Source organism: Flavobacterium aestuarii, from assembly GCF_040049115.1.
In the GTDB taxonomy this organism is placed as follows: domain Bacteria; phylum Bacteroidota; class Bacteroidia; order Flavobacteriales; family Flavobacteriaceae; genus Flavobacterium; species Flavobacterium aestuarii.
In genome coordinates, this window is record NZ_JBDLZZ010000001.1 from 63,560 (window position 1) to 88,317 (window position 24,758).

Here is a 24,758-nt window from a genome sequence, read left to right on the forward strand (position 1 = left end):
ATGGGTCTACTTTTTTATAAACTTCTTAATGTATTTTGCACCTTCAATCTGAATCTGCAGTAAATAAATGCCTTGCTTCAAATTCCCTACATACAATTCGCTACTATATTTATCAGGATTGATTAAAAGCCTGCCCTGAATATCAAATATTTTGATATCTGCAGCTGATAAACTAATATCCGAAGTAATATGCAGTAACTGATCTACAGGATTGGCTATCATAATTTCATGGCTGGACTGGAGGTTATCAATACCCAGAGTACTTTCATAAAATTGGGATTTGGGTATTACTTCTCTGCCCTGCAAAAAATTGGACCATTCCAGTTTGCAGGTAGCTGCACTGCTGTTTTCAAAATATTCTAATTTGATGTCGTATTTCTGGCCAGCTGCAAGGAAAATTTTACCTCGATTTTCGCCTGTATCATCAATCCATCTGTCAATGATCAGCTGGTTATTGATCCACAGTCTTCGTCCATTGTTGCTTGTCACATAAAAAGTATATTCGCCAGAATATTTTGGTTCAATCTGGCCTTTCCAGCGTACCGTGAACATGTCTTGATTCACGCCAGAACCTGGTGAAGCAAATCCCCAATCAAAATTTACGGTTTCATCTACCCTGCTTAATACTGGTGTTTCGAAATTCATTCCATTAAAATAGTTTCCAGACAAACCACTGCCATTGCCTGTTACAGGGTTTACATCAGGCATTAAATCAAGTTTCCAGCGTTGTGCATTATTGTTAAAATCAGACCATTGCTGAATATTTGTCCCAGGTTCTGAAAGATCATTAGCGACATCCAGGCATTTATTGGTGCCTTTATGAGTCAATTTAAAATAGCCATCAGGCATTAAATCCAGCTTCCAGCGCTGTGCATCATTATCAGTATCTGTATACTGGTGTACATTGGCTCCGTCATTACCGCTATTATTATCAACATCCAAGACCTGATTTGTCCCTTTGTGCTTCAGCTGATAATATCCATCACTTTCTAGAGTAATATACCATCGCTGGGCATCAACATTGCCACTATCTGTCCATTGGTGTACATTGGCTCCCGGAGTTGTACTGTCCTTATCGACACTAATAACCTGATTTGTTCCTTTATGCGTCAATTTATACAATCCTCCCGAGATGACAGGGATCTCAATCAATTCCAATTTCCAGCGCTGCCCATCACTTGCATTATCTGTATATTGCCTTACATTGGCAAGAGGTGCATTGCTGTTTTGATCGACATCCAGACATTGATTGGTTCCTTTGTGGGTAATTTTAAAATAGCCATCGGTCATAAGTTCAAAATTCCAATGCTGGGCATCACTGCCAGTATCAGTTCCCTGCAGTACATTTGCCCCTGGCTGATTACTCCCGTTATCTGCCTCCAGGCACTGATTAGTTCCTTTATGAATCAGTTTATAAAGTCCATCTGACTCTAAAGTAATAACCCAGCGCTGTGAATCGCTGCCGTTATCTGTATTTTGCTGTACATTGGCACCAGGCTGGCTGCTATTATTCTCTGTTTCTAAACACTGATTGGTGTTTTTGTGTATCAGCTTATAGATACCTCCCGAAACAATTGGCGCAACAGGCAATGATGAACAGGTATTATCTGGCACTCTTGGTTTTACGCCATAATTTGTCATGTTTACAGGCTCAATCAAGTCATTTGCATTAAAATACATATGATCGATAGCAATTTTCCTGTCTCCGCTCGAAGCATTTTCATAACGATGGTAAACAATATAATACTCATCACAATCGCCCATCTTTATAACAGAATGATGACCAGGGCCTTTATCCTCAGCATTTGAACTGAGTACCTGTCCTTGATATGTCCAGGGTCCCATAGGAGAGTTTGAAGTTGAATATTGCACATTGTAACTGTCATTGCCCCAATATCCATTTGAATACATCATATAATAAATACCTTTCCGCTTCACCATATAGGGGCCTTCGGTATAATTTTGAGGTGTAATATTTGTAGAAGCCGTGGCCAATGAAATCATATCAGGATTTAATTTGCGTACAGCCAATTTGCTTTTGCCAGATCCTCCATAATAAATATATGCCTGATTATCATCATCAATAAATACCATTGCATCGATGATATCATCAGTATAAGGATCAGTACCAATAAGCGGCGTGCCCAAATCTGTAAAAGGCCCAGTGGGCGAATCGCCTACTGCAACCCCAATTTTTACTTCGGCGGTATAGTACAAATAATATTTATTATTCCGATAAGCAACCCCAGGCGCCCAGCCATTATTATCAGCCCAGCTGCATTGAGGGCCAATATCAAAAATAACTCCCTCGTCCTTCCAGCTGGTTAAATCAATTGAGGAATAAGCATGGAATTGCTTACCCGCAGCTGCTGTGGGGTAGATATAATATTTGTTATTGAAATAATGAATTTCGGGATCGGCTCCCGAAAATAAAGGATTACCGCTCGTCTGAGCCAGCACTTGAGTCAATGATATAAAAAATAAAAAGACTGCAAGCCGGTATTTTAACAGGCAGATCAAATTATTTTCTTTTTGTAAAATTCGCATCATAATTTTTATTTATTAAAACACCCCTAAAAGCCATTCCAGTAATTTTCAACTTAAAACAAGAGCGGTTTTAGAGATGTTTATTCAATGAATCCTTTGCTTAAAAAGCAAAAGTTTGTGTTAGATAATTATTTTTTAATAAATCGTTTTGTAACTTTTTTTCCATCCTTATCAAAATCAACAACATAAATTCCAGCCGCCAATCTAGAGACATTTATACTATTATCAGTTAATTTTTGTTCTAAAACCAAGGTCCCAGTTTGAGAAAAAACGCGAACTCGAGTTCCTTTTATTTCAGAGGTAAAGAAAAGTGTGTTCTCTGCTGGATTTGGATATATATTAAAAGCTGTATCTTCATCTGGATTTTGCGATTTCAATTGCGATTTAGATACTTTGGCTGTACCTGGTGCCAATTTTATTAAATCCAGTTTCCATCGCTGGGCATCATTTCCATTATCAGTATATTGATGAACATTTGTTCCCGGCTCAGCAAGATTATTTACAACATCAAGACATAAATTGGTGTTTTTGTGAGTCAGCTTGAAATAGCCGTCACTCATCAATTCGATTTTCCAACGCTGTGCATTAGTACCAAGATCTGTCCATTGCTGCACATTTGCACCAGCCTGGCTGCTATTGTTATCTACATCCAGAACCTGATTGGTGTTTCTATGAGTCAGTTTATAAAATCCATCAGATTCCTTTGTTATGACCCATCGCTGTGCGTCTGTTTCATTAGTGTTATGTTGCTGCACATTTGCACCTTGCTGCGTACTGCCACCGCTCACATCAAGGCTTTGAGTTGTACCCTTATGAGTAAGCCTGTAAATGCCTCCAGAAACAATTGGAACTTCAATCAAATCCATTTTCCAGCGCTGTGCATCATTATTGGTATTTGGATTATCAGTCCATTGCTGCACATTTGCTCCAGACTGGCTGCTGTTATTGTCTACATCCAGACACTGGTTGGTTCCTTTATGAATCAGTTTATAATAACCATCGGACATTTTTTCTATCTTCCAGCGTTGTGCATCGGTATTGCTATCAAGCCATTGCTGTACATTAGCGCCTTGCGCACTGCTGTTTTGGGATACATCCAGACATTGATTAGTTCCTTTGTGAGTCAGCCTATAAGAACCATCTGGCTCCTGAGTAACTACCCAGCGCTGTGCATCACTGCCATTATCTGTACTTTGCTGTACATTAGTTCCTGACTGGTTTCCATTATTAAAAACATCCAGACATTGATTAGTTCCTTTGTGCGTTAATTTATAAATACCTCCAGAAACTATACTTTGTGCAGGACAGGATTGATCTGGAATTCTAGGGGGAACGCCGTAATTAGTCATATTTACTGGTTCAATCAAATCAGCAGAATTAAAATACATTCTGTCAATTGCAATTTTTCGATCGCCAGAGGTTCCGTTTTCATATCGATGGTAAACAATGTAATACTCATCACAATTTCCCATCTTTAGCACACCATGATGCCCCGGCCCTTTGTCTTCGGAATTTGAGCTGAGTACTTTCCCTCTATAAGTCCAAGGCCCCATAGGAGTACTGGAAGTTGAATACTGCACATTGTAAGTATCATTAAACCAGGATCCATTAGAATACATCATATAATAAATACCTTTGCGCTTTACCATATAAGGACCTTCAGTATAATTTGGGGGAGTTATATCTGCAGGTCCCGTGGCCAGAGAAACCATATCTGGATTTAGTTTACGTACTACCATTCGGCTTTTGCCGGATCCTCCATAATAAATATAGGCCTGTCCATCATCATCAATAAAAACATTGGCATCAATAATATCATCTGTATAAGGATCTGTTCCAATAAGCGGAGCTCCAATATCCGTAAATGGTCCAATAGGAGTATTACCTACTGCTAATCCTATTTTAGTCTCAGCAGTGTAATAAAAATAATATTTGTTATTTCGGTATACCACTGCAGGAGCCCATCCGTTATACTGCGCCCAAGGACTGTCCGGAAAGAGGTCAAAAATAAGGCCCTCATCGTACCAATTGGTAAGATCGTTTGAAGAATAGGCATGAAACTGCGTACCATAAGTGGCAGTAGTATAGATGTAATATTTGTTGTTAAAGTAATGAATTTCGGGATCAGCACCTGTAAATAGAGGATTGCCGCTAAGCTGCGCCTGTGCTGCAGCCGTTATAGATATAAATACCAGCAATGCTGCAAAACGAAGCCTTGCTTTTTCAATCAGGTTATAACTATTTTTCTGCGCAAATAAATTGGAAACACATAGCTGAAACAAAAGAACGCCTGTGTTTCTAGTTCTAGATAGTTTTTCTCTCATAAATTTCTTTTTTTTAAGATTAATAATTAAATGATAAAATAAAGGGCAACTATTCTAAAAACCCACGAGTATAACTCATGGCTTTAATTTATAAACATCTGAATCTATTATTTTTAACTTTCTATTTTTAAAACTAAATAACCGAGAAAAGAAACAGTACTGATTTCTAATTCCTGCAGCAAAAAAAGCATGTCCTCTTCTCGATTTAGATAAAAACAGTTTTGTCAGTTATTGAACTGGCATAAGTTATTGCTCTTTTGTAATGCTTATTTTTTTTGTTTTCAAATCGATGGTAATTTTATATGTTCCTGTTTCACCTGGCTGTACTTTCCATTTATTATCTGGTGAAGTACATCCTTCGGCTTTTGTAAATGTGGTATCGGATAAAGACTGATCGGCAAATGTTGAATACAGCCAGACGTCATCGCAGAAACCATTGGTACCAGAGTGAAATTTAAATTTACCCTCTGTGCCATTATTGGCTGCAGATAATGTTCCAGTCCAAGTAAAAATATTTAAATCATCTGCAGACTGCTGCATTGGAAGCCCTTTTGGATCCCAGCCTATTGAAGTCGCATCGCCCACTATAGACAATGTAAGAGTTGGTGTTTTCTGAATTATATAACCTAATGTTGACTGATCAAAAATCACGCTGTAATAGCCATCTTTATCTGTTGAAAATGAAATTGCGTCAGCAGCTTTTTCAACAGCTTTGCCTCTTAAGCCTTTTGCACCTCCCCACTCTAACCTGGGCTTGTTTTTGCTTTGAATGAATTTCAATGTGTATTTTTGTCCAGCTTTTAAAATAAGCGAGTCGAGCTTCCATTTATTTTCACCAGCATTTTTCATCGGAAGCAGTCCTGCTTTGAAACTTCCTTCCAGATACATGGACTTGATCATGCTCAAATCAATGTCGGGATTTTTATCTTTTATGATCGGAATATAACGGACATCATCTGTTGACCAATCAGAATATACAATTCCATTGTCAGTTACATATCCAATTCTGCTTGTTCGGCTGACTTTTTTATTTCCTTCGGTTTGACTGATAACAACTTTTAATGTGGAAGCATTGTGTTTTGCTGCTGTAATTTTATGCATGGCAAAATCATTGGTTTTATACCCAAATCCTTCTCCATTATCAAAATAAATTTTACCCTCGGCAGTACCATTTTCTAATGGATTCATCAAATAGGTGATTTTATCACTATTGTATTCAGCAGTACTTTGGATAACTTCACCAGTAGGGATTATTGCTCCTGGCCTTACGTATAAAAGTGCTTGATATTTATCGTCATCCGTCGTTTCAAGTTTTACCTTGTTCCAGTTTCCTTCTGGCAAATTGGGGTTTACTGCCCATCTTGGAACAACTAATAAATCTTTTCCAAGCAGGAAAGCCTGTTCTTCTGAACGTAAGCTCTGATCCGCAAAATTGCTAAAAAAAACAGGTCTCATTAAGGGCATTCCTGTTTGTGAAGCTTCCTGCAGCAGCGTATATAAATAAGGCATTAATTTATACCTGCGGTTAATGGCTGTACGCGAAACATTCTCGATTTCTGGTCCAAAAGCCCACGGTTCCTGATCTACAGATCCTGCTACAGAGTGATTTCGTGATATAGGGTAATAAGCTCCCAGAGCCATCCAGTGTCCAAGCAGATCTCCGGTACAGTTTCCTAAAAATCCTCCAATATCGGGTCCTGAAATAGGCTGTCCGGACAATCCTAAAGTAATAGACATTGGTATAGACAGTTTTAAATGATCCCAGCTGGATACGTTGTCTCCGGTCCATGTTGCTGCATATTTTTGTCCTCCAAGAAAATTGGAACGGGACAATATAAAAGGCCTTTTGTCTGGATTAGACTTGGCAATTCCTTCCCTGCTTGCCTTTACCATAAGGAATCCATACACATTATGATATCTTAAGTGCGAATCTGCCGGAAGTCCAGCACCTCCAGAATGCAGATTTGTTTCGGGCATAGTTCCTCCAGGCCCGTCAAATACCGAAGGCTCATTCATATCATTCCAAATTCCATCGACTCCTGTGGCCATAAAACCTGGATATAATGCAGCCCACCAGGAACGTGTTTCGGGTCTTGTAAAATCGGGGAAAGAAACCACAGGAGGCCATACTTTACCTGTAAATTCTGTTCCATCCGATTTTTTTACCCAATGGTTTCCAGCAGTTCCCTGATCATATACAAAATATCCTTTCTCAGTTTTTACTCCAGGATCAATCATGAACACTGATTTGAAATTTTTACTGTGCAAATAGTCATTCAAGCCTTTAGGATTGGCAAAACCTTTGGGGTCAAATGTGAATATTTTGTAATTGTCCATATAATCAATATCCATCCAGAGCACATCACAAGGGATTTTTCTTGAACGAAACTCATCGGCAATACTCATTACTTTTGTGTCAGGAACATAGGAAAACCTACTTTGCTGGTAACCAAGTGTCCATAGAGCAGGAAGTTCCATTTTTCCTGTCAAATCAGCCAGTGTCCTGATTAATTCTTCGGGAGAGTTTCTTTCGATAATGATAACTCTAAAACCTGGCCCTTCGGAAGTTATTTTAACTGGGTTTGAAATCTCAAAATATTGTTTCCAGGTGTTGTCTGCTATTATTCCGAAGGCAGTTCCATTTGGACGAACTCCCATAATCCAAGGATGAGACTGGTATAGCCTCTTGCCATTATCAACAGAAAATGCACCGCTATCACTATTCCATAAAGTGACATTGGTACCATTGCGCCGCAGCGCTCCTGTCACTTCCCCATTTCCGTAAAAATCAATATTGCCTGTATAGGGAATTTTTACAACACTCTTACCATTTTCTATGCTGAAAAGCGGTTTTATTTCCCATTTGGCAGGTATTTTTCCTTTATTAACAAAATCTTTTGTAAAAATCAAAGAGGGTAATGTTCCCGAAGGATTAAAGTTGTCTGGATAAAAAACAGCAATATTATCTCCAGCCATATTTGAAGTCTGGCTCCAGGATATGGAAAGGCAAAATGCCAATACGAAAGTTAATATACATTGTTTAAAGCCTTTTTTCATAATTGCAAAATTTAATATTGATATAATCTGTATGTATTAGTATATTTTGAAGCATTTATCACAATCCGATAATTGAATATGCGTTTGCCTCTTTTACAAATGATTTTTATAAAACTCATTTTCCTTTGACCTTCGATTTTATTTTTTAAGGAATTTTTTTGTGATTTTATTTCCTTCTTTATTCATTGTTATAAAATAGGTTCCTGCAGTCAATTTAGAAACATCGACACCATTGTTATCATCTACTTTTTGTTTTAAGACTAAGCTTCCGCTTGAAGAAAAAACACTAACAGTAATTCCTGTCATCTTTGTACTAAAGAAAAGTGTGTTTTCTACAGGATTTGGATAAATATAATTCAGGGGTTTAGCTGCTGCAGTATTTGGCAGTCCAAGACTTCCTGATAAATCCTGAATACTTATTTTATTGGTACCTAAATTGACCGTTATTTTATAGATACCTGATTGTCCTGCAGGCACTTTCCACATATTATCTGGATTCATACATCCATCAGCCTTTGTAAATGCAGTGCCAGAAAGGGCTCCATCTGGAGCTGGTGCATATAGCCATACATCCTCGCAGATGCCGCTTCCTGAATGAAATTTGAATTTTCCATCGGCAGTACCATTTGAAGCTGTCAATGCTCCTATCCATGTAAAAACATTTAAGTCATTTGCAGATTGCTCCATCAGCAGGCCTTTAGTATCAGTTCCCGCTGGAGTTGCATCACCTGCAATTGAGAGTGACTCTAGTATTGTTTTTTGGAAACTTACTTTTTTACTCTCAATATCAACTGTTACTTTATATGTTCCTGTTTCTCCAGCTTTTATCTGCCATTTATTATCTTTAGCACATCCGTCAACTATTATAAAATTATTATCAGATATTGACTGATTATCTGTAACTGAATTTAACCAGATATCGTCACAGAAATTATTTAACCCTGAATGAAACTTTAATTTTCCCTCCGATAATTTTCCTGTCCATGTAAAAACATTCAGATTATCAGTGGATTGCTGCATTGTAAGCCCTTTGGGATCCCATCCAGCTGAGGTAGCGTCGCCCGTTATTGCCAACGAAGTAATAGTTTTGTTTATATTGATTGTCTTGGCAGCAACATCAACAATAATTTTATAGGTGCCTGTTTCTCCTTCTTTTACTTTCCATTTATTATCTGGTCCAGAGCAACCTGGAAATATTTCGTATGTCTTTGAAGATAAAGATTGATCGGCTACTGAGGCATACATCCAGGTATCATCGCACCAATTATTAGGCCCTGAATGAAATTTGAATCTTCCCTGCGAAGTACCATCGCTTGCAGACAGCTTTCCAGTCCATGTAAAAATATTGGGGGTATTCAGATCATGATCCATTGGCAAGCCTTTCGGGTTCCAGCCAATTGAAGTGGCATCTCCTGTTATAGACAAAGTAGCAAAATCATTAAGCTTTTCTATTTTTATCACTTTCGTAGAAACATTAACTGTTATTTTGTACGTGCCGTTTTCGCCCGCATTCACTTTCCACTTATTGTCTGGATACGAACAGCCATCTGCAATCACCATTGATGATGAAGACAAAGGCTGATCTGCTGAGAGTGAATAAATCCATACATCATCACATTGTCCTCCTGTACCGCTGTGGAATTTAAATTTCCCCTCGGTTTTGCCGTTAGTCGGAAATAAATGGCCTGTCCATGTAAAAACATTTAAATCTTCGAGCGACTGGACCATAGATAATCCTAACATATCAAAATTCATCAGGTCAGTAGCATCTCCAACAATAGATAATGAATTAATTGCAGGTGTTTTTTGAATGCTGTATTTTAACGTTGACTCATCAAACGTTACACTATAACTGCCATTGGTGTTTATAGTAAAGGAGATTGTATTATTGCTGTCTGGAGTTTCAACAGCTTTTCCTGATAATCCTGCTGCTCCCCCCCATTCTAATCCATTTCCGTTTTTTGTCTGAATAAATTTCAATGTATAGGTTTGGCCAGCCTTGAGGTTAAGGGCATCAAACTTCCATTTTTTTTCGCCAGCATTTACCATCGGAGTCAGATTTGCGTTAAAGCTTCCTTTCATAAACATTGTATTTACCAGGCCTAAATCAATGTTTTCATCATTGTCTTTTATTAATGGTATATAACGCACACTGCTTGCAGACCACGCTGAATATACTATCCCGTTGTCAGTTACATATCCTATCCTGCTGGTGCGGTTTATATTTTTGCCTCCAGCTGTCTGATTGATTACAACTTTTAATGAATCGGCATTGTGTTTTGTTACATTAATTCCATGAACTGCAAAGTCATTTGTTTTATACCCAAATCCATCTCCATCATCGTGATAGATTTCGCCTGTGGCTGTTCCATCTTCTAATGGATTTATCAAATAGGTAATATTGTCACTTTTGTATTCTGCTGTACTTTGAACCACTTCGGTAATTGGAATTACTGAGCCTGGTCTTACATATAACAGCGCCTGGTATTTATCATCTTCGGTACTTTCGAGCTTAACTTTGTTCCAGTTTCCTTTTGGCAGGCTTGGATTGACAGCCCATCTGGGAACTACCAATAAATCTTTTCCTACCATAAAAGCCTGCTGTTCATTCCGTAAGCTCAAATCAGTATTATCGGCAAAAAAAACGGGTCTCATCAAAGGCATTCCTGTTTGCGAAGCTTCTCTTAACAATGTGTACATATAAGGAAGAAGACGGTATCTGCGATTAACAGCTGTCCGGGAAACATTTTCAATTTTCGAACCAAAAACCCAAGGCTCCTGATTAACAGAGTTGTTTGCAGCATGATTTCTTGAGAAAGGGTAATAAGCTCCAAGAGCCATCCAATGTCCCAATAAATCGGGCGTGCAATCATTGTTGAAACCACCAATGTCAGCGCCAGAAATTGGCTGGCCAGAAAGGCCCAATGTTATAGACATTGGAACTGATAACTTTAAATGCGCCCAGGTAGATGAATTATCTCCTGTCCATGTTGCTGCGTATCGCTGTCCACCCAAAAAATTAGAACGCGACAAAACAAATGGACGTTTATCCGGATTAGCAGCAATAATTCCTTCACGGCTTGCTTTGACCATCATATAACCGTAGACATTGTGATATCTTAAGTGGCTTCCCGCAGGCATATCCCCGCCGCCTCGGTGTAAATTATCTTCAGGCATGGTTTTGTTTGGAGTTTCAAACACAGAAGGTTCATTCATATCATTCCAGATTCCGTCTATGCCTTTTCTCATGAAATCTTTATACAATCCAGCCCACCATTTATTAGTTTCAGGTCTGGTAAAATCAGGAAAGGCAACATCACCTGGCCATACTTGACCATTAAATTCTGTACCATCAGCTTTTTGTACCCAATGATTACCTGCTTTTCCTTGATCGTAAACAAAATACCCTGTTTCTTTTTTTACACCAGGATCAATCATGTATACGGCTTTGAAATTTTTAGTATGCAAATAATCATTCAAGCCTTTGGGATCACTAAATGCATTTGGTTCAAAAGTAAATATCTTAAACTTGTCCATGTAATCAATATCCATCCAAAGGACATCGCAAGGGATTTTTCGGCTCCTGAATTCATCGGCAATGCTTTTTACCTTTGAATCAGGAAAATAAGTAAACCTGCTCTGCTGATAGCCAAGTGTCCATAAGGCTGGAAGCTCTATTTTGCCCGTTAAATCTGCAAGCGTTTTCAGTAATTCCTGCGGGCTCTTCCGTTCAATAACCACCACCCTGAATTGAGGACCTTCAGATGTAATTGTTATGGGATTCGATATTACAAAAGACTGTTTCCAGGTATGATCTGCAATGATACCAAAAGCAGTACCATCAGGACGGACACCCATAATCCACGGATGAGACTGATAAAGGCGGGTTCCATTATCAATCCAATAATTTGGTGCCTCGCTATTCCATAAAGTTACTTGGGAGTCATTGCGTTTTAGAGGCCCCGACACTTCGCCATTGCCATAAAAATCTACATTTCCTGTATAGGCAATTTTGACCACGCTTTTGCCATTTACAACACTAAATGCAGGTTTTACTGCCCATGATGAAGGGACACTTCCTTGATTTGTTAAATCATTTGTAAAAATAAGAGACGGCAATGTCTCTGATGCATTAAAATTGTTTGGGTAAAAAACTGCAATATTGTCGCCAGCCATATTCGAAGTCTGGCTCCAGGATATGAACACATTCAGTATTAATGCAGAAACAAACATAAGCTGTGTAATTCGTTGTTTCATAAGTATTTTATTTTTTATTGCTTTCAAAAATTATTAATCCAAAAGATTTTTTTCGAATCATTTTTAGCATTTTATGGTTTTCTTTCCATCCACATTTCATCTGATCAAATACATTTTTCACTTTTAGTTTATAAGTATGAGCTCTATTGCTATAATCCGTCTTCTGATTTTCCAGACCACACTTTTTATACAGGAGAAAAAACACTTGCTTATAGACCGTTAAACTGGTGTTGATAAAGTGTGTTTTCTGCGGTTTTTGAGCTGTGAGAAGTTTAAATCATATTCTGTATTTTTATCAGCACATATTTTTAACTCAATAAATCGATTTAATGAATTTGGAATAAATATAAAACCAAGATACTGTCTTCATTAAATAGCCAATTATATTATAATCAGATTAGTAAAAAGAAGCCAAAACGATTCAATACTTTTATATTGAAAAGTTTTGACTCCATAAATAGTCTTTCAATTGCTATTGAAAATATATTTTAATTTTAAAATGTTCATGCATTACAATTTTTTCAATGCTATAGTCATTTTAGTTGGATTAACGATCAATTCATATTGTCCGGTTGCTTCAATAACCCATTTGTTGTCCGGACTTGCATTAGGCATCAATGACATTGGTGTAGCACCAGCATCTGGCACGAGCTTTGTACCATTTGCTGCAGGCATTAAAGCTCTGCCACCCCAATTACCTTGTTGAGTATAAAGTTTAAACTCACCAGCATCAAATTGTCCTTTAAAAGTAAAAGCTTCAGGGTTTTTAGGATCCCACGACATTTGTTTTGCTCTTCCAATATCCCAGCCTATTCCTGTTATTGCATTTCCAACCATATAAACATCTGCGTATGGTACATAACCAAAAACATAAGTTTTTTGTTCAATATCCATATAGAAAGAATGACGACCAGCTTGTGTTACTGTAAAAACATTATCAGCATTTCTTGGCACAGTCTCATTGTAAACAATAGTGTTTCCTGGTTCAGGATCATAAGATGGTAATTCTGAACCTGGTTCTTCAATAACCTTGAATGACCCAACTGAAAAATCTCCCGTAAAATTGTAAGTTGTTCTTTCAGTTATTTCAGGCAGGCTCTTTCCTTTGCTGTAATCCCAACTGCCACTTATTGCATCTCCAACCATAAACAACGGCAGTGGTCCTGGGCTATAGCTCGTAACTGCAAAACTAGATGTAGACACCTCTGGAAGCTGAAACTGTTTGCCACCGTTTACCTGCGCTATTATCTGCACTTCAAGATTCGTAACAGTACTTCCCGGGCGTTTAAAATGTTTCAGCAATATAGAATTTAACTGTTTTACTGTATAAACTTTAGTAAAGGCTCCTGCTGGAATTTCCTCCGTATAAACACTCTTTTTTTCTGGGTCAAGCTCATCTTTGCTAAAATTATTTCCTAATATATCCATACGAAAGAAATACTTCAGGCTAGTACCTGCACCTCTATCGTTTCCTGGTGTCCAGGTAAAAGTTATTGCATTCTGATCCTCATTGTCTTTGAGCAATACAACTTCTTTGCTGGAAAGTGTCAATGTCATGGGATTAGCAAAGTTGGGCTCCTGCAGCCAATCCTGATTATCAAGCCCTTTGTCTTCACAGGAAACAAGGACTATACTCATTATAATAAATGAGATAATATTTTTTATATTTTTCATTTTTGCTTTGGTTTTTAGTTATTTGGCCCAGAAAGGTGATTGGACTAAATTTGGGTTCTTTTCGATTTCTGCCAAGTATATTGGAAACCAGTAAAATGATTTTTTATATACTCTTGTCTGATATACGGTTCTTTTATAGAATTCAGCTTCAGTTTTACCATTAAAGTTCATTCCGTAAGCGGGACCGTTCAATACAGTTTCTGCTAATTTCCATCTTCTTAAATCATCATAACGAATTCCTTCTGTACAGAGTTCAACTCTTCTTTCCATTCTGATAATATTTCTGATGCTTGCCTGGTCATTATCAACATGAATATTGTTAGCATCAGTCGCTCCAGTAGTATAGGTTCTTACACCAGCTCTTTCTCTGATTTTGTTAAGATATATAAGAATATCAGCATTACCAGGATCAGACTCATTAAGAGCTTCGGCATAGTTTAAGTATGCTTCTCCCAATCTATATAAAATTCCATGGCGTGGTGCAAAATAATCACGAAGAGGATCTCTTGTCGGATCAGTTCTTTTTCTTACCAAGTAACCATTTTGAGGTGCATCATGTGTATGATTATTGTCTCTTCCACCATTAAAAAACTCAAGTTTTCTTCCTTGATCTTTTCCTGCATTTGCACCATCAGTATACCAGGCTCTATCAAAATTAACTGCCAAATAAAATCTTGGCTCACGATTGCAATACATATTATACGTTCCGGCTACAGTAACCAGACCTGCGCTTTTTGACTCATTCCATTTTGTAGTACCATAAGTCCAATATCCGTCTTCACCAGAAAAACCATTTTCAACATATCCTGAAGCTGGATCGGTAATCGGCAAGCCATTCGCTGTAAAAAATGCATCTACTAAAGATTGTGTTACGCCATATCCACCAGCGCCTCCACTCCCGCTAGGAGCTGAATGCCTGTCATATTCTTTAGACTCTACACTTGGACGTGCAAACAAAACTTCTCTATTTCCTTGACTAGCTTCTACAAGGTGTAACCTTTGACAAGATAAAAATGGATCAATTTCTCCAGCAGTATTCATTTCGACATACAACTTATGACCAGCTGCTTCTGCACTTATAATCAAATCTTTGCTGGCATCTGCAGCAATTTTCCATTTATTAGCATTGTAAGAAGTACTAAATAAAGGTTTTCCTTCTTTAGAAAGGTGATTAGCATAATCTGGATTGCCATTAACTAGTGGACTGGCTGCAAAAAGCAGCATTCTGGCTCTAACTGCCTTACACATAATAGAGGTAGCGCGGCCGTATTTTTTACCATCTGTATAAGATTGAGGTAAAACTTTTTCAGCCTCTTTCAGTTCATTATCAATCCAGCTTACAATCTCATCATAAGGAGTCTGTCCAACCTGCAGATCAGGAAGATTAAAATCTACTGGAGTAATTTCATCTGGATTAAATGGAACTGGCCCATAAGTATTGATCAAAAGCGAATAATAGTATGCTTTTAGAAAACGGCACTCAGCAATCATTAGCCTTACTTCATTCTCAGTTAAATTCTGTGAAGGAATTGGCTTAATATTTTTTATTAAGATGTTACACTCTCTGATTCTTTGAGGAAGATTATTCCAATACCCTGGTCCCCATGTTGAACTAACTGCCCAGTCACCAAGGGCAAATGGTATAACCTCCCAGTTATATTGACGCCATCTCTCTGATGGAGTCATATCGTCGGCTAAAATTTCCCATCCCAAACTGCGGGCATAACCCCAAGTAGGGTCTGGAATTCTGGAGTAACAGCTAGCCAGCCAATTCTCTGTTTTTGTTTTACTTTCAAAAACAGCATCCAAAGTTAGCTCTACATCATCCTCCTTATCCAAATATTCGGAGCACGAAGACGATAAAAATAGTCCTGCGAAAAGGAATATTAATCTGATATATAAATTTTTCATTTTCATTATTTTAATATTATAGATTTATATCTAATCCAAAAAGAATAGATCTTGTTGATGGATATTTCAAACCATTTGATGTGTTTAACTCTGGATCCCAAAGTTTAAAATTCGATATGTACCATAAATTATTACCGCTTACATATACTCTTAACCCTTGTAATCTCATTCTCTCTGCAGTGTTTTTCTTCAATGAATATCCAAATTCCATAGATTTCAATCGGCCAAAACTCATATCTTTTTTCCACCAGGTAGACGGAAGAGCATTATTAATATTAGGACCATAGCTCAATCTTGGATAAAATGCATGCTGATCAGGGTTTTCTTCAGTCCAGCGGTCTTCGTAGTTATCATAAACATTTCCTAAAGTTCCTTGACCACTTCCTGGTATAAAGGTGCTTCCTCCTATAATTCGTTCTGATTTAGCGATTCCTTGAAAGAAAAAGCTGAAATCGAATTGCTTGTATTTAGAAGTATTACCGAAACCATATACTATTTGCGGATCAGTTGTACCACCTATAAATCCTTCATCTAGACCGTCAATGACACCATCTTTATTTCTATCTTCATATTTAATGTCACCTGGGCGGACTGCTCCAAACTGCGGTTTAGCAATCCCTGCTGCTAAAACATTTTCCTGAGGATTGTCACTAATAACAGCAAAATCTTCATTAGTATATAAACCAGTTGCTGTATAACCATATAATGTATTGTGCTGCAGACCTGTAATAGAGCGGTAAGTACCTTTTACAGCATCAGCTTCGTCCCTTTCAGTTACTTTATTTTCAACAAAAGTAAAATTGGCACGCCAGCTCATAGAAAAGTCAGTAGTTATCTGTTTGTTGAAATTTAATGATACTTCAAATCCTTTATTTTCCATTTTTCCAAAATTGGCATAAGGTGCATTAATAAAACCTGCCTGGGTTGGAATAGTATTGCGTCGAATAAGGATGTCTTTTCTTTTGTCCTGGAATACATCTACTGTCAAATCAATTGTATTTAAAATTCCTAATTCTAAACCAATATCTGCCTTCGCTACCTTTTCCCATGTTAAATTAGTTACTCCAATTTCTCCTTCCTCAATACCCTCATATTTTACTCCATTTCCAGTACCCCAATGGTAATCTGAGTTATTATTATCACTGATTGTAGTCTGATAAGCAAATCTTCTGTTTCCTCCAATGTTATCATTTCCTGCCAAACCATAAGACCCGCGAAGCTTGATTTTATTAAAAACTTTAGTAATTGGCTCCATAAATTTTTCCTCGCTTGCTATCCAGCCCATAGATACAGATGGGAAAAAACCATAACGCTGTACAGCAGCAAAATTTTCTGATCCATTGTATCCAAAATTAAACTCCCCAACATATTTCCGGTCAAAAGTATAAGATGCTCTTCCTGCATATCCTTGATGCTTATATGCCTGAGGAGGAGTTCCATCATCATAACTGTCTTGATTATAAAGCAGCATACCTGTCACATCATGTTTTCCAAAAGAGTGGCTATATGATGTACTTGCTTCCAGATAAACACGTTTATTTCCAAAATAATCATTCTCATAATTTTTGTTATACCCAAGATAGTCCTGTCCATAACTTTGAATACCATGTATTAAACTTCCGTCAAGATCTCTTTCGGTAGCTACATTATAATAGTTGGGTGATTTACCACGCTCCACTTTGTTTTCTGAAAAAGAATCGAATGCATATGTAAATTTCGCTTTCAAACCTGGAGTAATAGATTTCAAATCCTGCTCTAATGATGCGAGACTTTCAATTTTACTGCCACTGTGTTTATAAAACCCCTGCTGTGTATTCATAGCCCATGGGTTAGGACGGTTTATAACCTTAGGAATGGTACCATCTGAATAGATTGCTGGATGAGCAAAAGGTGTTGTTTCGAATGCAGTATTAAACAAATCATCAGTACTGCTGTTTCCTTTGTTTAGTCTTTGCAGAAAACCTCCAATGTTTAATCTGAATAAAGTAGTTTTAGACAAGTTGACATCGACATTCGAGCGGATATTTGCTCTATTTAATCTTGTTTCAGTATCATAAGACAGACTTTTATCTGCAGAGAGTATACCGTTCTCACTGTAATATGAGGCTGTCAATGCATATCTTAAAATATCCGACCCACCTGCGATATTCAAGTTTGTTCTAGAGGTATAAGCATAATCTTTAGTAATTGCGTCGACCCAGTTTACATCAGGATATAAATCAGGATCATATCCATTAGCTGTTTTAGCAATACGATCTGCGGAATATAATTCAGTACCAGATAATTCATTCAGTAAGCTCATGTAAGGTGCAGCACCAATAAATCTTGGCAGCTTAGTAGGCTCCTGAATAGAATATTCAGTTCTCAATTGTATTTTAGGAGCTCCAACAAAACCTCTTTTGGTATTAATCAAAATAACCCCATTTGCACCTCTAACACCATAAACAGCTCCAGCTGCCGCATCCTTTAAAACTGAGAAAGATTCAATTTCTGAAGGGTCAAGGTCGTTTAGATTTCGTTCGATTCCATCTACCAATACAAGCGGATTTTGCCCTCCCGCGAAAGTAGAGATTCCACGGATTTTTATATCCGATTGATCGTAGCCTGGTTCACCAGATCTTTGAACCGCCATAATACCTGTAACCTGGCCTGCAAGGTTATTACCCAATGTACGGGCAGTACCAACTTGCAATAATGAAGGTTTTACACTGCTGATCGCCCCTACTACGGATGCCTTTTTCATTGTACCATAACCAACTACAACAACAGTCTGAAGATCATTCGTTTCGTCTGCCATCGCTATCGTCATCGTTTTTACGTTGTTTACTGGTCTTTCGACCTCTTTCATACCGATATATTTAAATACTAATATGGCCTGCGGGGACGAAACTGTAATAGAGAAGCTTCCATCGAAGTCTGTTGTTACTGCATTTTTCGTCCCTTTTTCAAGTATAGTTGCATTAGGCAATGAAAGCCCTTTAGAATCGGTTATTTTACCTGTTACCTTAACAGGATCTTTTTGATTGCTGGTTTGCGCATAACTATTCCCTGCAAAAAGCATCAGAAACAATAAGCAGATCAATCCAGCCATACTAAACTTTAATCCCCTAAAGGCAAAAAAGCTCAATTGATTGGGTGGCATTTTCCAAGTCGTTTTAATTTTCATTTGAGTTTAATTTTTTGGTTTTTAAATTAGATTAGGTATTAAATTAAAATTTGGCTTTTAAGGATTTCAATTTGCATAATTCAAAATGTAAGTAATATTGCATCATTCAGTAAGTATTAGAATTTTTAAATAATTTAAGAAATGTGAAAATATTCTGGCTCTTTTTTATTAATACTATAATTTATATCCATAAAAAATATCATTTTAATTTTTGACCAAATTAGGATATAGACAACGTAATTTTAATCCCATTTTGTTTCATAATTGTGTTCAAATGGTTCATTCGACCCGCTAAAACGCTGAAAAAATGCAATATGAATCAATGCTGACAATTTGTGAAACAAATGGCAAAGATTTTTGAACCAAAAAATTAACAAAACTATAACAGGCCTTCACATTAGATATAAAAAAGATCGATCAGCCTTCCCATTTTCTGCAATTTCTGGTGAAGAAAACAACTCTTGGCTTAATAGAAGAAATCGAAAGATATTTGATATTCCACACATAAGAATCTCCTTATTTTTTTCGCAATTATTATTTTTTCTTAACTTAAAATAGAGCAAACTGAAACACTTTTTCAGAAATAAACAGCATATACAATAAATGTTTAAGAGTAATTCTAAAAATAAGAGCCATCAAAAAAAAGCATCCAAATAAAAAGCAGCTCATTTTACTTTTTATCCGAATGCAATAAATAAATTCACTAATGATGCTGCTCAATTAATGCAGATTTTTATTAAGTATTTTGAAAACACATCGAGACAGCATAAAGATATTCACAAAAAATACTTCCTGATTATTTAATCAAATGTGCTTTAACGCCTTCATTAGTTATAACTACTGGTTTTATTAAACCATTCTCATCAAAATGCATTTCTTCTATACAGGTTTCTCTGGAATTCCCATCGGTCTCCGTAAGTGGCCTTCTATGATAAACAATAAAATATTTATCATCATTTTGTCCTTTTATTACCGAATGATGGCCGGCACCAGTAGCAATTTTTGGATCCTGCTCTAATATTTTTCCAATTCGCCTGAATGGCCCCATCGGAGAATCTGCAATAGCATAAGCCACACAATAGTCAGGGCCAGTCCACCCTCCTTCAGACCACATGAAATAATATTTATTGTTTCTTATAAACATAAAAGGTCCTTCGACATAGTTTTCGGGAGTAATTTCTTTAAAAATAGTTTTATCTGCAAAAGGAATAAAACCAGTAAAATCTGATTTTAATTTTGCAATATTGCAATGTCTCCATCCTCCATAAATTAAATAACATTGACCATCTTTATCTCTAAACACAAACTGATCTATAGGCTGAGCACCATTGTGAAATTTATCAACCAGCGGTTTTCCTAAATAATCTTTGTAAGGACCTTCGGGTTTTGATGCCACAGCAATACCAATCCCTCCAGTTTCATTGTCACTCTGAATATCATTTGCTCCAAAAAACAAAAAATATTTGTTTTTATTTTTAATGATCGAAGGTGCCCATAAGGCTCTCTTGACCCATTTTACAGCGGCAGTATCTAATATTCTGCTGTGTTTTTTCCAATGTACTAAATCCTTAGACGAAAAAGCATCCAAAAAAACCTGACTATTGTAAGGAGCAGAAAAAGTGGGATAAACCCAATAGGTTTTATCAAAAATAATACCCTCGGGGTCGGCGTACCAGCCTTTGAATATGGGATTGTTATTTTTTGTATTATTTGCATTTGTTTCTTGTGCAGCCATTTTACAGCAAGAAATAATGAAGAGATATAATAAAACTTTTTTCATATTTATAACAATTTGGGTTAAAGCTAACAAATTTACTAAATCGATTTAGCAAAAACAAGCTTATTTAAAAATAGGTGATTCACAAATTTTTAAATAAGCTTGCAGTAAATATTTTTGACTTTTATATTCTGTACTTCTAAACAGAAAAATTATAAAGTTTCATTCATTGAGATCTAATCTCCTTTGCATTCCAGTGTGGGCAATGTTTTTTACAATGTCTTAGAAAATTTATAGACTGAAACTGTATGATAAACCTGTTTTGGCTCTAGCGTAATTGAAGGAAAATTTGGCTGATTTGGAGAATCAGGAAAATGTTGTGTCTCTAAAGCAAAAGCTGTTCTATAATCATCTTTTGCCCCCGATTTAAATGTGTTTTTGCTTTGCATGAAATTGCCACTGTAAAATTGAAAACCAGGTTCTTCCGTATAAACATTCATTACCACACCTGATAAATCACCAGTTATTGATCCTACATGAGCCAAACCTTTCTTATGCTTATCTAATACATAATTATGGTCGTAACCGCCACCGTTTTCCAGCTGTATATTATTAGTCTTGATTCGTTCCCCAATAGAATGAGGTTTTATAAAATCGAATGGTGTACCAATAACAGTTTCAATTTTCCCAGTAGGAATCAAGCCTTTGTCAACAGGGGTATACGCCTTTGCATTAAATTGCACTGTATGATTCAAAATTGTACCGCTTCCTTCACCATTTAAATTAAAAAATGCATGATTGGTTAAGTTTACAATTGTTGTTTTATCAGTTGCTGCCTCATACTCCATTTTTATTTCGTTGTCTCTAGTTACGCTGTATGTAACTTTAACTTTTAAATTTCCTGGGAATCCCATCTCCATATCTGGAGAAACATAGGTAAAAACTATAGTCTGATCGTTAGTTTTTTCTGCATTCCAAACAACATCCTGATAACCTTTTGTGCCCCCATGCAAAGCATTTTCGCCATTGTTAATGGGAATACTGTATGATTTGCCGTTTAAACTGAATTTACCTTTGGCAATCCGATTACCCACACGGCCGATAGTAGCACCAAAATAAGGTTCAGTAGAGTTTTGATAGTCTTTAATACTTTTAAAACCCACTACTACATCTATAAATCTGCTGTCTTTGTCTTTTACCAGTAAACTCACCAGACGGCCACCATAATTAGTGAAAGCTGCCTGAATATTTTCGTTTTTTATCCAGTAAAGGTTCACTTTTTCCCCTTGGATTTCTCCAATAAAATTACTCGAATCAAGTACTGCAGGTGTCATGCTTGTGTTTTCAGTTAATGTTTTATTTGAGGCTTGTGTACTTACATTTTGTTTTTTCTGACATGAGACCTGGAGCAATAATCCTAAAGAAAGAATACTGATTAATTGTTTTTTTTTCATTGGTTTTATATTTTTTAATTATTTCATTGCCGGAATAGGTATTGAAACCCCGGCAGATACAGGCTCGCCAATAAAGGGATTTCCATTGCTATCCCATTTTATCTGCTGCATCCTTGGGGATCTTTTTACGCCGCATCCTTCCCCTGGATTAGAATTTGCATGGTACAAAATCCAGTCTTCCTTGCCATTTGGAGATTTAAAAAAAGAATTATGTCCTGGCGCATATACTTTGGCCTTGCCTGATTGTTCCAAGATTGGCTTATCTGATTTTACCCAAGCCTGAGGATCCAATAAATTGTCTGTTCCGGTAAAAGTCAGCAACCCCAAACTATAGTTGTCCGTCCAGCAGCCGCTTGCCGAAAAAACAATAAAAGCTTTATCATCATGTGACAAAAATTGCGGTCCTTCATTTACATTTACCTGCGGAGGGTTTACATCATCATGCAGTGCACCATGCAGTTCCCAAGGATTTGTTGGCATCGAAATCAGGACTCTGTCCCCGTCAATCTGGGTTGGACTTTTCATTTTGGCGATATAAATATTCTGCTGTCCATTAGTATCTCCTTCCCATCCAGACCAGATCATATACAGCTGTTTTTTAAAAGTAAAAACATTGCCATCAATGGCCCATTTATCAGTTTGTGCAGCAATTTTCCCTTTAAAAACCCATTTGCCTTTCATCGGATTTTTAGAAGAATTTTCTAAAACATACATTCTGTGTGTGTTGTTACTGCCGTTATCTGCAGCAAAATACACATACCATTTTCCATTAATAAAATGAAATTCAGGAGCCCAGACTTCAGCGGAATATTGAGTGTTCATTGGGGCATTCCAAATAACTTTTGTTTCGGCATTTTTCAGATCAGCTAAATTTTTAGTTTTCAGGAGTATCAGACGATTCTGCATTGTGTGAGTATAGTAATAATAACCATTATAGTAAGTGCTGTAAGGATCGGCACCATAGTCTAAAATAGGATTGGTAAATGTCTGCTGCGCTGATACGGTATGGATGCCAATACAAAACAGTATTAACAGTAATGTTTGTTTTAGTGTGGAATTATTTTTTTTCATGTGTAGGTATTTATTTTATTTTAATTGGTCAAAAGCTTTTTTTTGCCAGCTAATGGGTATTCAGTTATAGATTTGGCAATTTTGACCAATTTTGGATAACATAATTCCATAAACCATTTAGATTTTTATTCTTTATATACATTATTAGGGAAATGATATTTGAGGGGAGAAAACAATTTTAACACTTATTTACAGTCAGTTACACAATCAAAAGTTATAATCAAATTACCGGGACAGGTATCCCGATAATTTGAAACCAAAGAAAACAACTAACCACAGTCATTATAAAAAGCAATTTATTTTTGATGCCGATTTTATTTAGAATTTACTTCTGATGTAATTTTTTTAATGAAATCGGTTTCTGATTTTTTATAAGGGGTTCCATCCGCGTTGAAAACTTCATGAAACCATACAGGCGGTGCTGCTGTATATTTTTTCGTCCAGCTGTCCCAAGGAAATTTTGTCTGGGTTTTTCCATCGACTAATCCCCAATTAATCATTGCAATTTTATTTTCTTTAGCAATTGGCAAGAATCCTTCAAAAGTGCTTCCGTTTGGCCTAGCCATATACTCGGTACATAATAATGGTTTGCCGTAGCGCTTTAATTCATTTATTCTTTTTAAGAAATCAGCAGGCTTGTCATAACAGTGAAAAGAAATAACATCTGATTGTTCCAGCTGTAATTTAAAGATAGGTTTCATTCCTTTTTCAGACCAGTCTCCTGCCCAAACACCTGAAGTCAATGGCTGCGAAGGATTACTGGAGCGTGCCCATTGAAAAGTTTTTTCCAGGAGTTTATAAACCAGTTCTTCTTTGCTGGGGGTTTCTGTTTTATCATAAGCTGGCCTATTGATATTATCTGGTTCATTCCAGACATCCCAGCCTAAAATCCGTTTATCATCTTTAAAATGTGCTACAGTTTCTTTTACATATTTTTCTAAACGAGGGGTTTGTGTCTTATCCAGAAGTGCTTTTTGCCCTGGCGACTGTACCCAGCCCGAATTGTGTACAAATGGTTTTGGATCTCTTTGTTTTCCCAGCACTGGAAACGGATCCCAGCAGGAATCAAATAAAACGAATAATGTTTTGATATGGTGTTTATCTGCAATAGCCAGATATTCATCCATTCTTTTATAGAATCCTTCTGCATCATCTTTGTGCAATAAATCATGAAGATAAACACGCATTACATTCATCCCTATACTCTCTGCCCAGCCCAGTTCCTGATCGATTTTTTTAGGATCAAAAGTACTTTCCTGCCACATTTCTAATTGGTTGATGGCACTGCCTGGGGTAAAATTTGCGCCAACAAGCCACGGCTGTTCTGCATACCAGCTGTCAGCTTTCTCTTTGCTCCAGATTGTTCTTTCGGCAAGTTGGGTTGTAGCAGAGATCTGCTCCGTTTTGACTTCATTTTTGCTCTTATTGCAGCTGATTGTAAGTACTGCGCATAAAGCAATAGCAATTAATTTATTTTTATTTTTCATTATAAAGGTATTGGGGATTATATTGATATTAATGGGTAAAAAAACGTGCAGCATTTCGACCCACTTCATATTAACCTGTTGACGGCTATGATT

At 36.9% G+C, this 24,758-nt stretch carries 11 protein-coding genes; all 11 read right to left on the bottom strand.

The genetic code is table 11. From position 1 onward, the window contains the following. Positions 1-6: 6 nt before the first annotated feature. On the bottom strand, positions 7-2,550 hold the full coding sequence (locus tag ABEG11_RS00270; protein ID WP_348822192.1) for an RICIN domain-containing protein: 2,544 nt from the start codon (positions 2,548-2,550) through the stop codon (positions 7-9). 125 nt (positions 2,551-2,675) lie between these two features. Further along, positions 2,676-4,871 carry an RICIN domain-containing protein gene (locus ABEG11_RS00275; RefSeq protein WP_348822193.1) on the bottom strand — a complete coding sequence of 732 codons (2,196 nt, stop codon included), beginning with the start codon at positions 4,869-4,871 and terminating at the stop codon, positions 2,676-2,678. A 246-nt stretch (positions 4,872-5,117) separates the two neighbouring features. After that, on the bottom strand, positions 5,118-7,928 hold the full coding sequence (locus ABEG11_RS00280; protein WP_348822194.1) for a TIM-barrel domain-containing protein: 2,811 nt from the start codon (positions 7,926-7,928) through the stop codon (positions 5,118-5,120). 138 nt (positions 7,929-8,066) lie between these two features. Beyond that, a complete protein-coding gene (locus ABEG11_RS00285; RefSeq protein ID WP_348822195.1) occupies positions 8,067-12,185 on the bottom strand; it encodes a TIM-barrel domain-containing protein in 4,119 nt (1,372 codons plus the stop codon). A gap of 510 nt (positions 12,186-12,695) precedes the next feature. Beyond that, entirely contained in the window at positions 12,696-13,859 is a 1,164-nt protein-coding gene (locus ABEG11_RS00290) for a SusE domain-containing protein (RefSeq protein ID WP_348822196.1), read from the bottom strand. An 18-nt stretch (positions 13,860-13,877) separates the two neighbouring features. After that, the gene (locus ABEG11_RS00295; RefSeq protein WP_348822197.1) at positions 13,878-15,770 is read right to left on the bottom strand and encodes a RagB/SusD family nutrient uptake outer membrane protein; all 1,893 of its coding nucleotides are present in this window, start codon (positions 15,768-15,770) and stop codon (positions 13,878-13,880) included. Positions 15,771-15,786: 16 nt separating this feature from the next. After that, positions 15,787-18,936 carry a SusC/RagA family TonB-linked outer membrane protein gene (locus tag ABEG11_RS00300; RefSeq protein WP_348822198.1) on the bottom strand — a complete coding sequence of 1,050 codons (3,150 nt, stop codon included), beginning with the start codon at positions 18,934-18,936 and terminating at the stop codon, positions 15,787-15,789. Between the two features lie 796 nt (positions 18,937-19,732). Then, positions 19,733-20,716 (bottom strand): glycoside hydrolase family 43 protein, encoded by a 984-nt coding sequence (locus ABEG11_RS00305; RefSeq protein WP_348822199.1) that lies wholly within the window; start codon positions 20,714-20,716, stop codon positions 19,733-19,735. Between the two features lie 209 nt (positions 20,717-20,925). After that, positions 20,926-22,107: an aldose epimerase family protein gene (locus tag ABEG11_RS00310; protein WP_348822200.1), complete on the bottom strand. Its 1,182-nt coding sequence runs from the start codon at positions 22,105-22,107 to the stop codon at positions 20,926-20,928. An 18-nt stretch (positions 22,108-22,125) separates the two neighbouring features. Further along, positions 22,126-23,178, bottom strand: a complete 1,053-nt coding sequence (locus ABEG11_RS00315) for a glycoside hydrolase family 43 protein (protein WP_348822201.1) — start codon at positions 23,176-23,178, stop codon at positions 22,126-22,128. 314 nt (positions 23,179-23,492) lie between these two features. After that, on the bottom strand, positions 23,493-24,665 hold the full coding sequence (locus ABEG11_RS00320; protein ID WP_348822202.1) for a glycoside hydrolase 5 family protein: 1,173 nt from the start codon (positions 24,663-24,665) through the stop codon (positions 23,493-23,495). Positions 24,666-24,758 lie beyond the last annotated feature (93 nt).

What these genes read in the sequence shown, in the direction of transcription:
- ABEG11_RS00270 (WP_348822192.1), bottom strand. Translation starts at nt 2,550, where the DNA reads ATGATGCGAATTTTACAAAAAGAAAATAATTTGATCTGCCTGTTAAAA.
- ABEG11_RS00275 (WP_348822193.1), bottom strand. Translation starts at nt 4,871, where the DNA reads ATGAGAGAAAAACTATCTAGAACTAGAAACACAGGCGTTCTTTTGTTT.
- ABEG11_RS00280 (WP_348822194.1), bottom strand. Translation starts at nt 7,928, where the DNA reads ATGAAAAAAGGCTTTAAACAATGTATATTAACTTTCGTATTGGCATTT.
- ABEG11_RS00285 (WP_348822195.1), bottom strand. Translation starts at nt 12,185, where the DNA reads ATGAAACAACGAATTACACAGCTTATGTTTGTTTCTGCATTAATACTG.
- ABEG11_RS00290 (WP_348822196.1), bottom strand. Translation starts at nt 13,859, where the DNA reads ATGAAAAATATAAAAAATATTATCTCATTTATTATAATGAGTATAGTC.
- ABEG11_RS00295 (WP_348822197.1), bottom strand. Translation starts at nt 15,770, where the DNA reads ATGAAAAATTTATATATCAGATTAATATTCCTTTTCGCAGGACTATTT.
- ABEG11_RS00300 (WP_348822198.1), bottom strand. Translation starts at nt 18,936, where the DNA reads ATGAAAATTAAAACGACTTGGAAAATGCCACCCAATCAATTGAGCTTT.
- ABEG11_RS00305 (WP_348822199.1), bottom strand. Translation starts at nt 20,716, where the DNA reads ATGAAAAAAGTTTTATTATATCTCTTCATTATTTCTTGCTGTAAAATG.
- ABEG11_RS00310 (WP_348822200.1), bottom strand. Translation starts at nt 22,107, where the DNA reads ATGAAAAAAAAACAATTAATCAGTATTCTTTCTTTAGGATTATTGCTC.
- ABEG11_RS00315 (WP_348822201.1), bottom strand. Translation starts at nt 23,178, where the DNA reads ATGAAAAAAAATAATTCCACACTAAAACAAACATTACTGTTAATACTG.
- ABEG11_RS00320 (WP_348822202.1), bottom strand. Translation starts at nt 24,665, where the DNA reads ATGAAAAATAAAAATAAATTAATTGCTATTGCTTTATGCGCAGTACTT.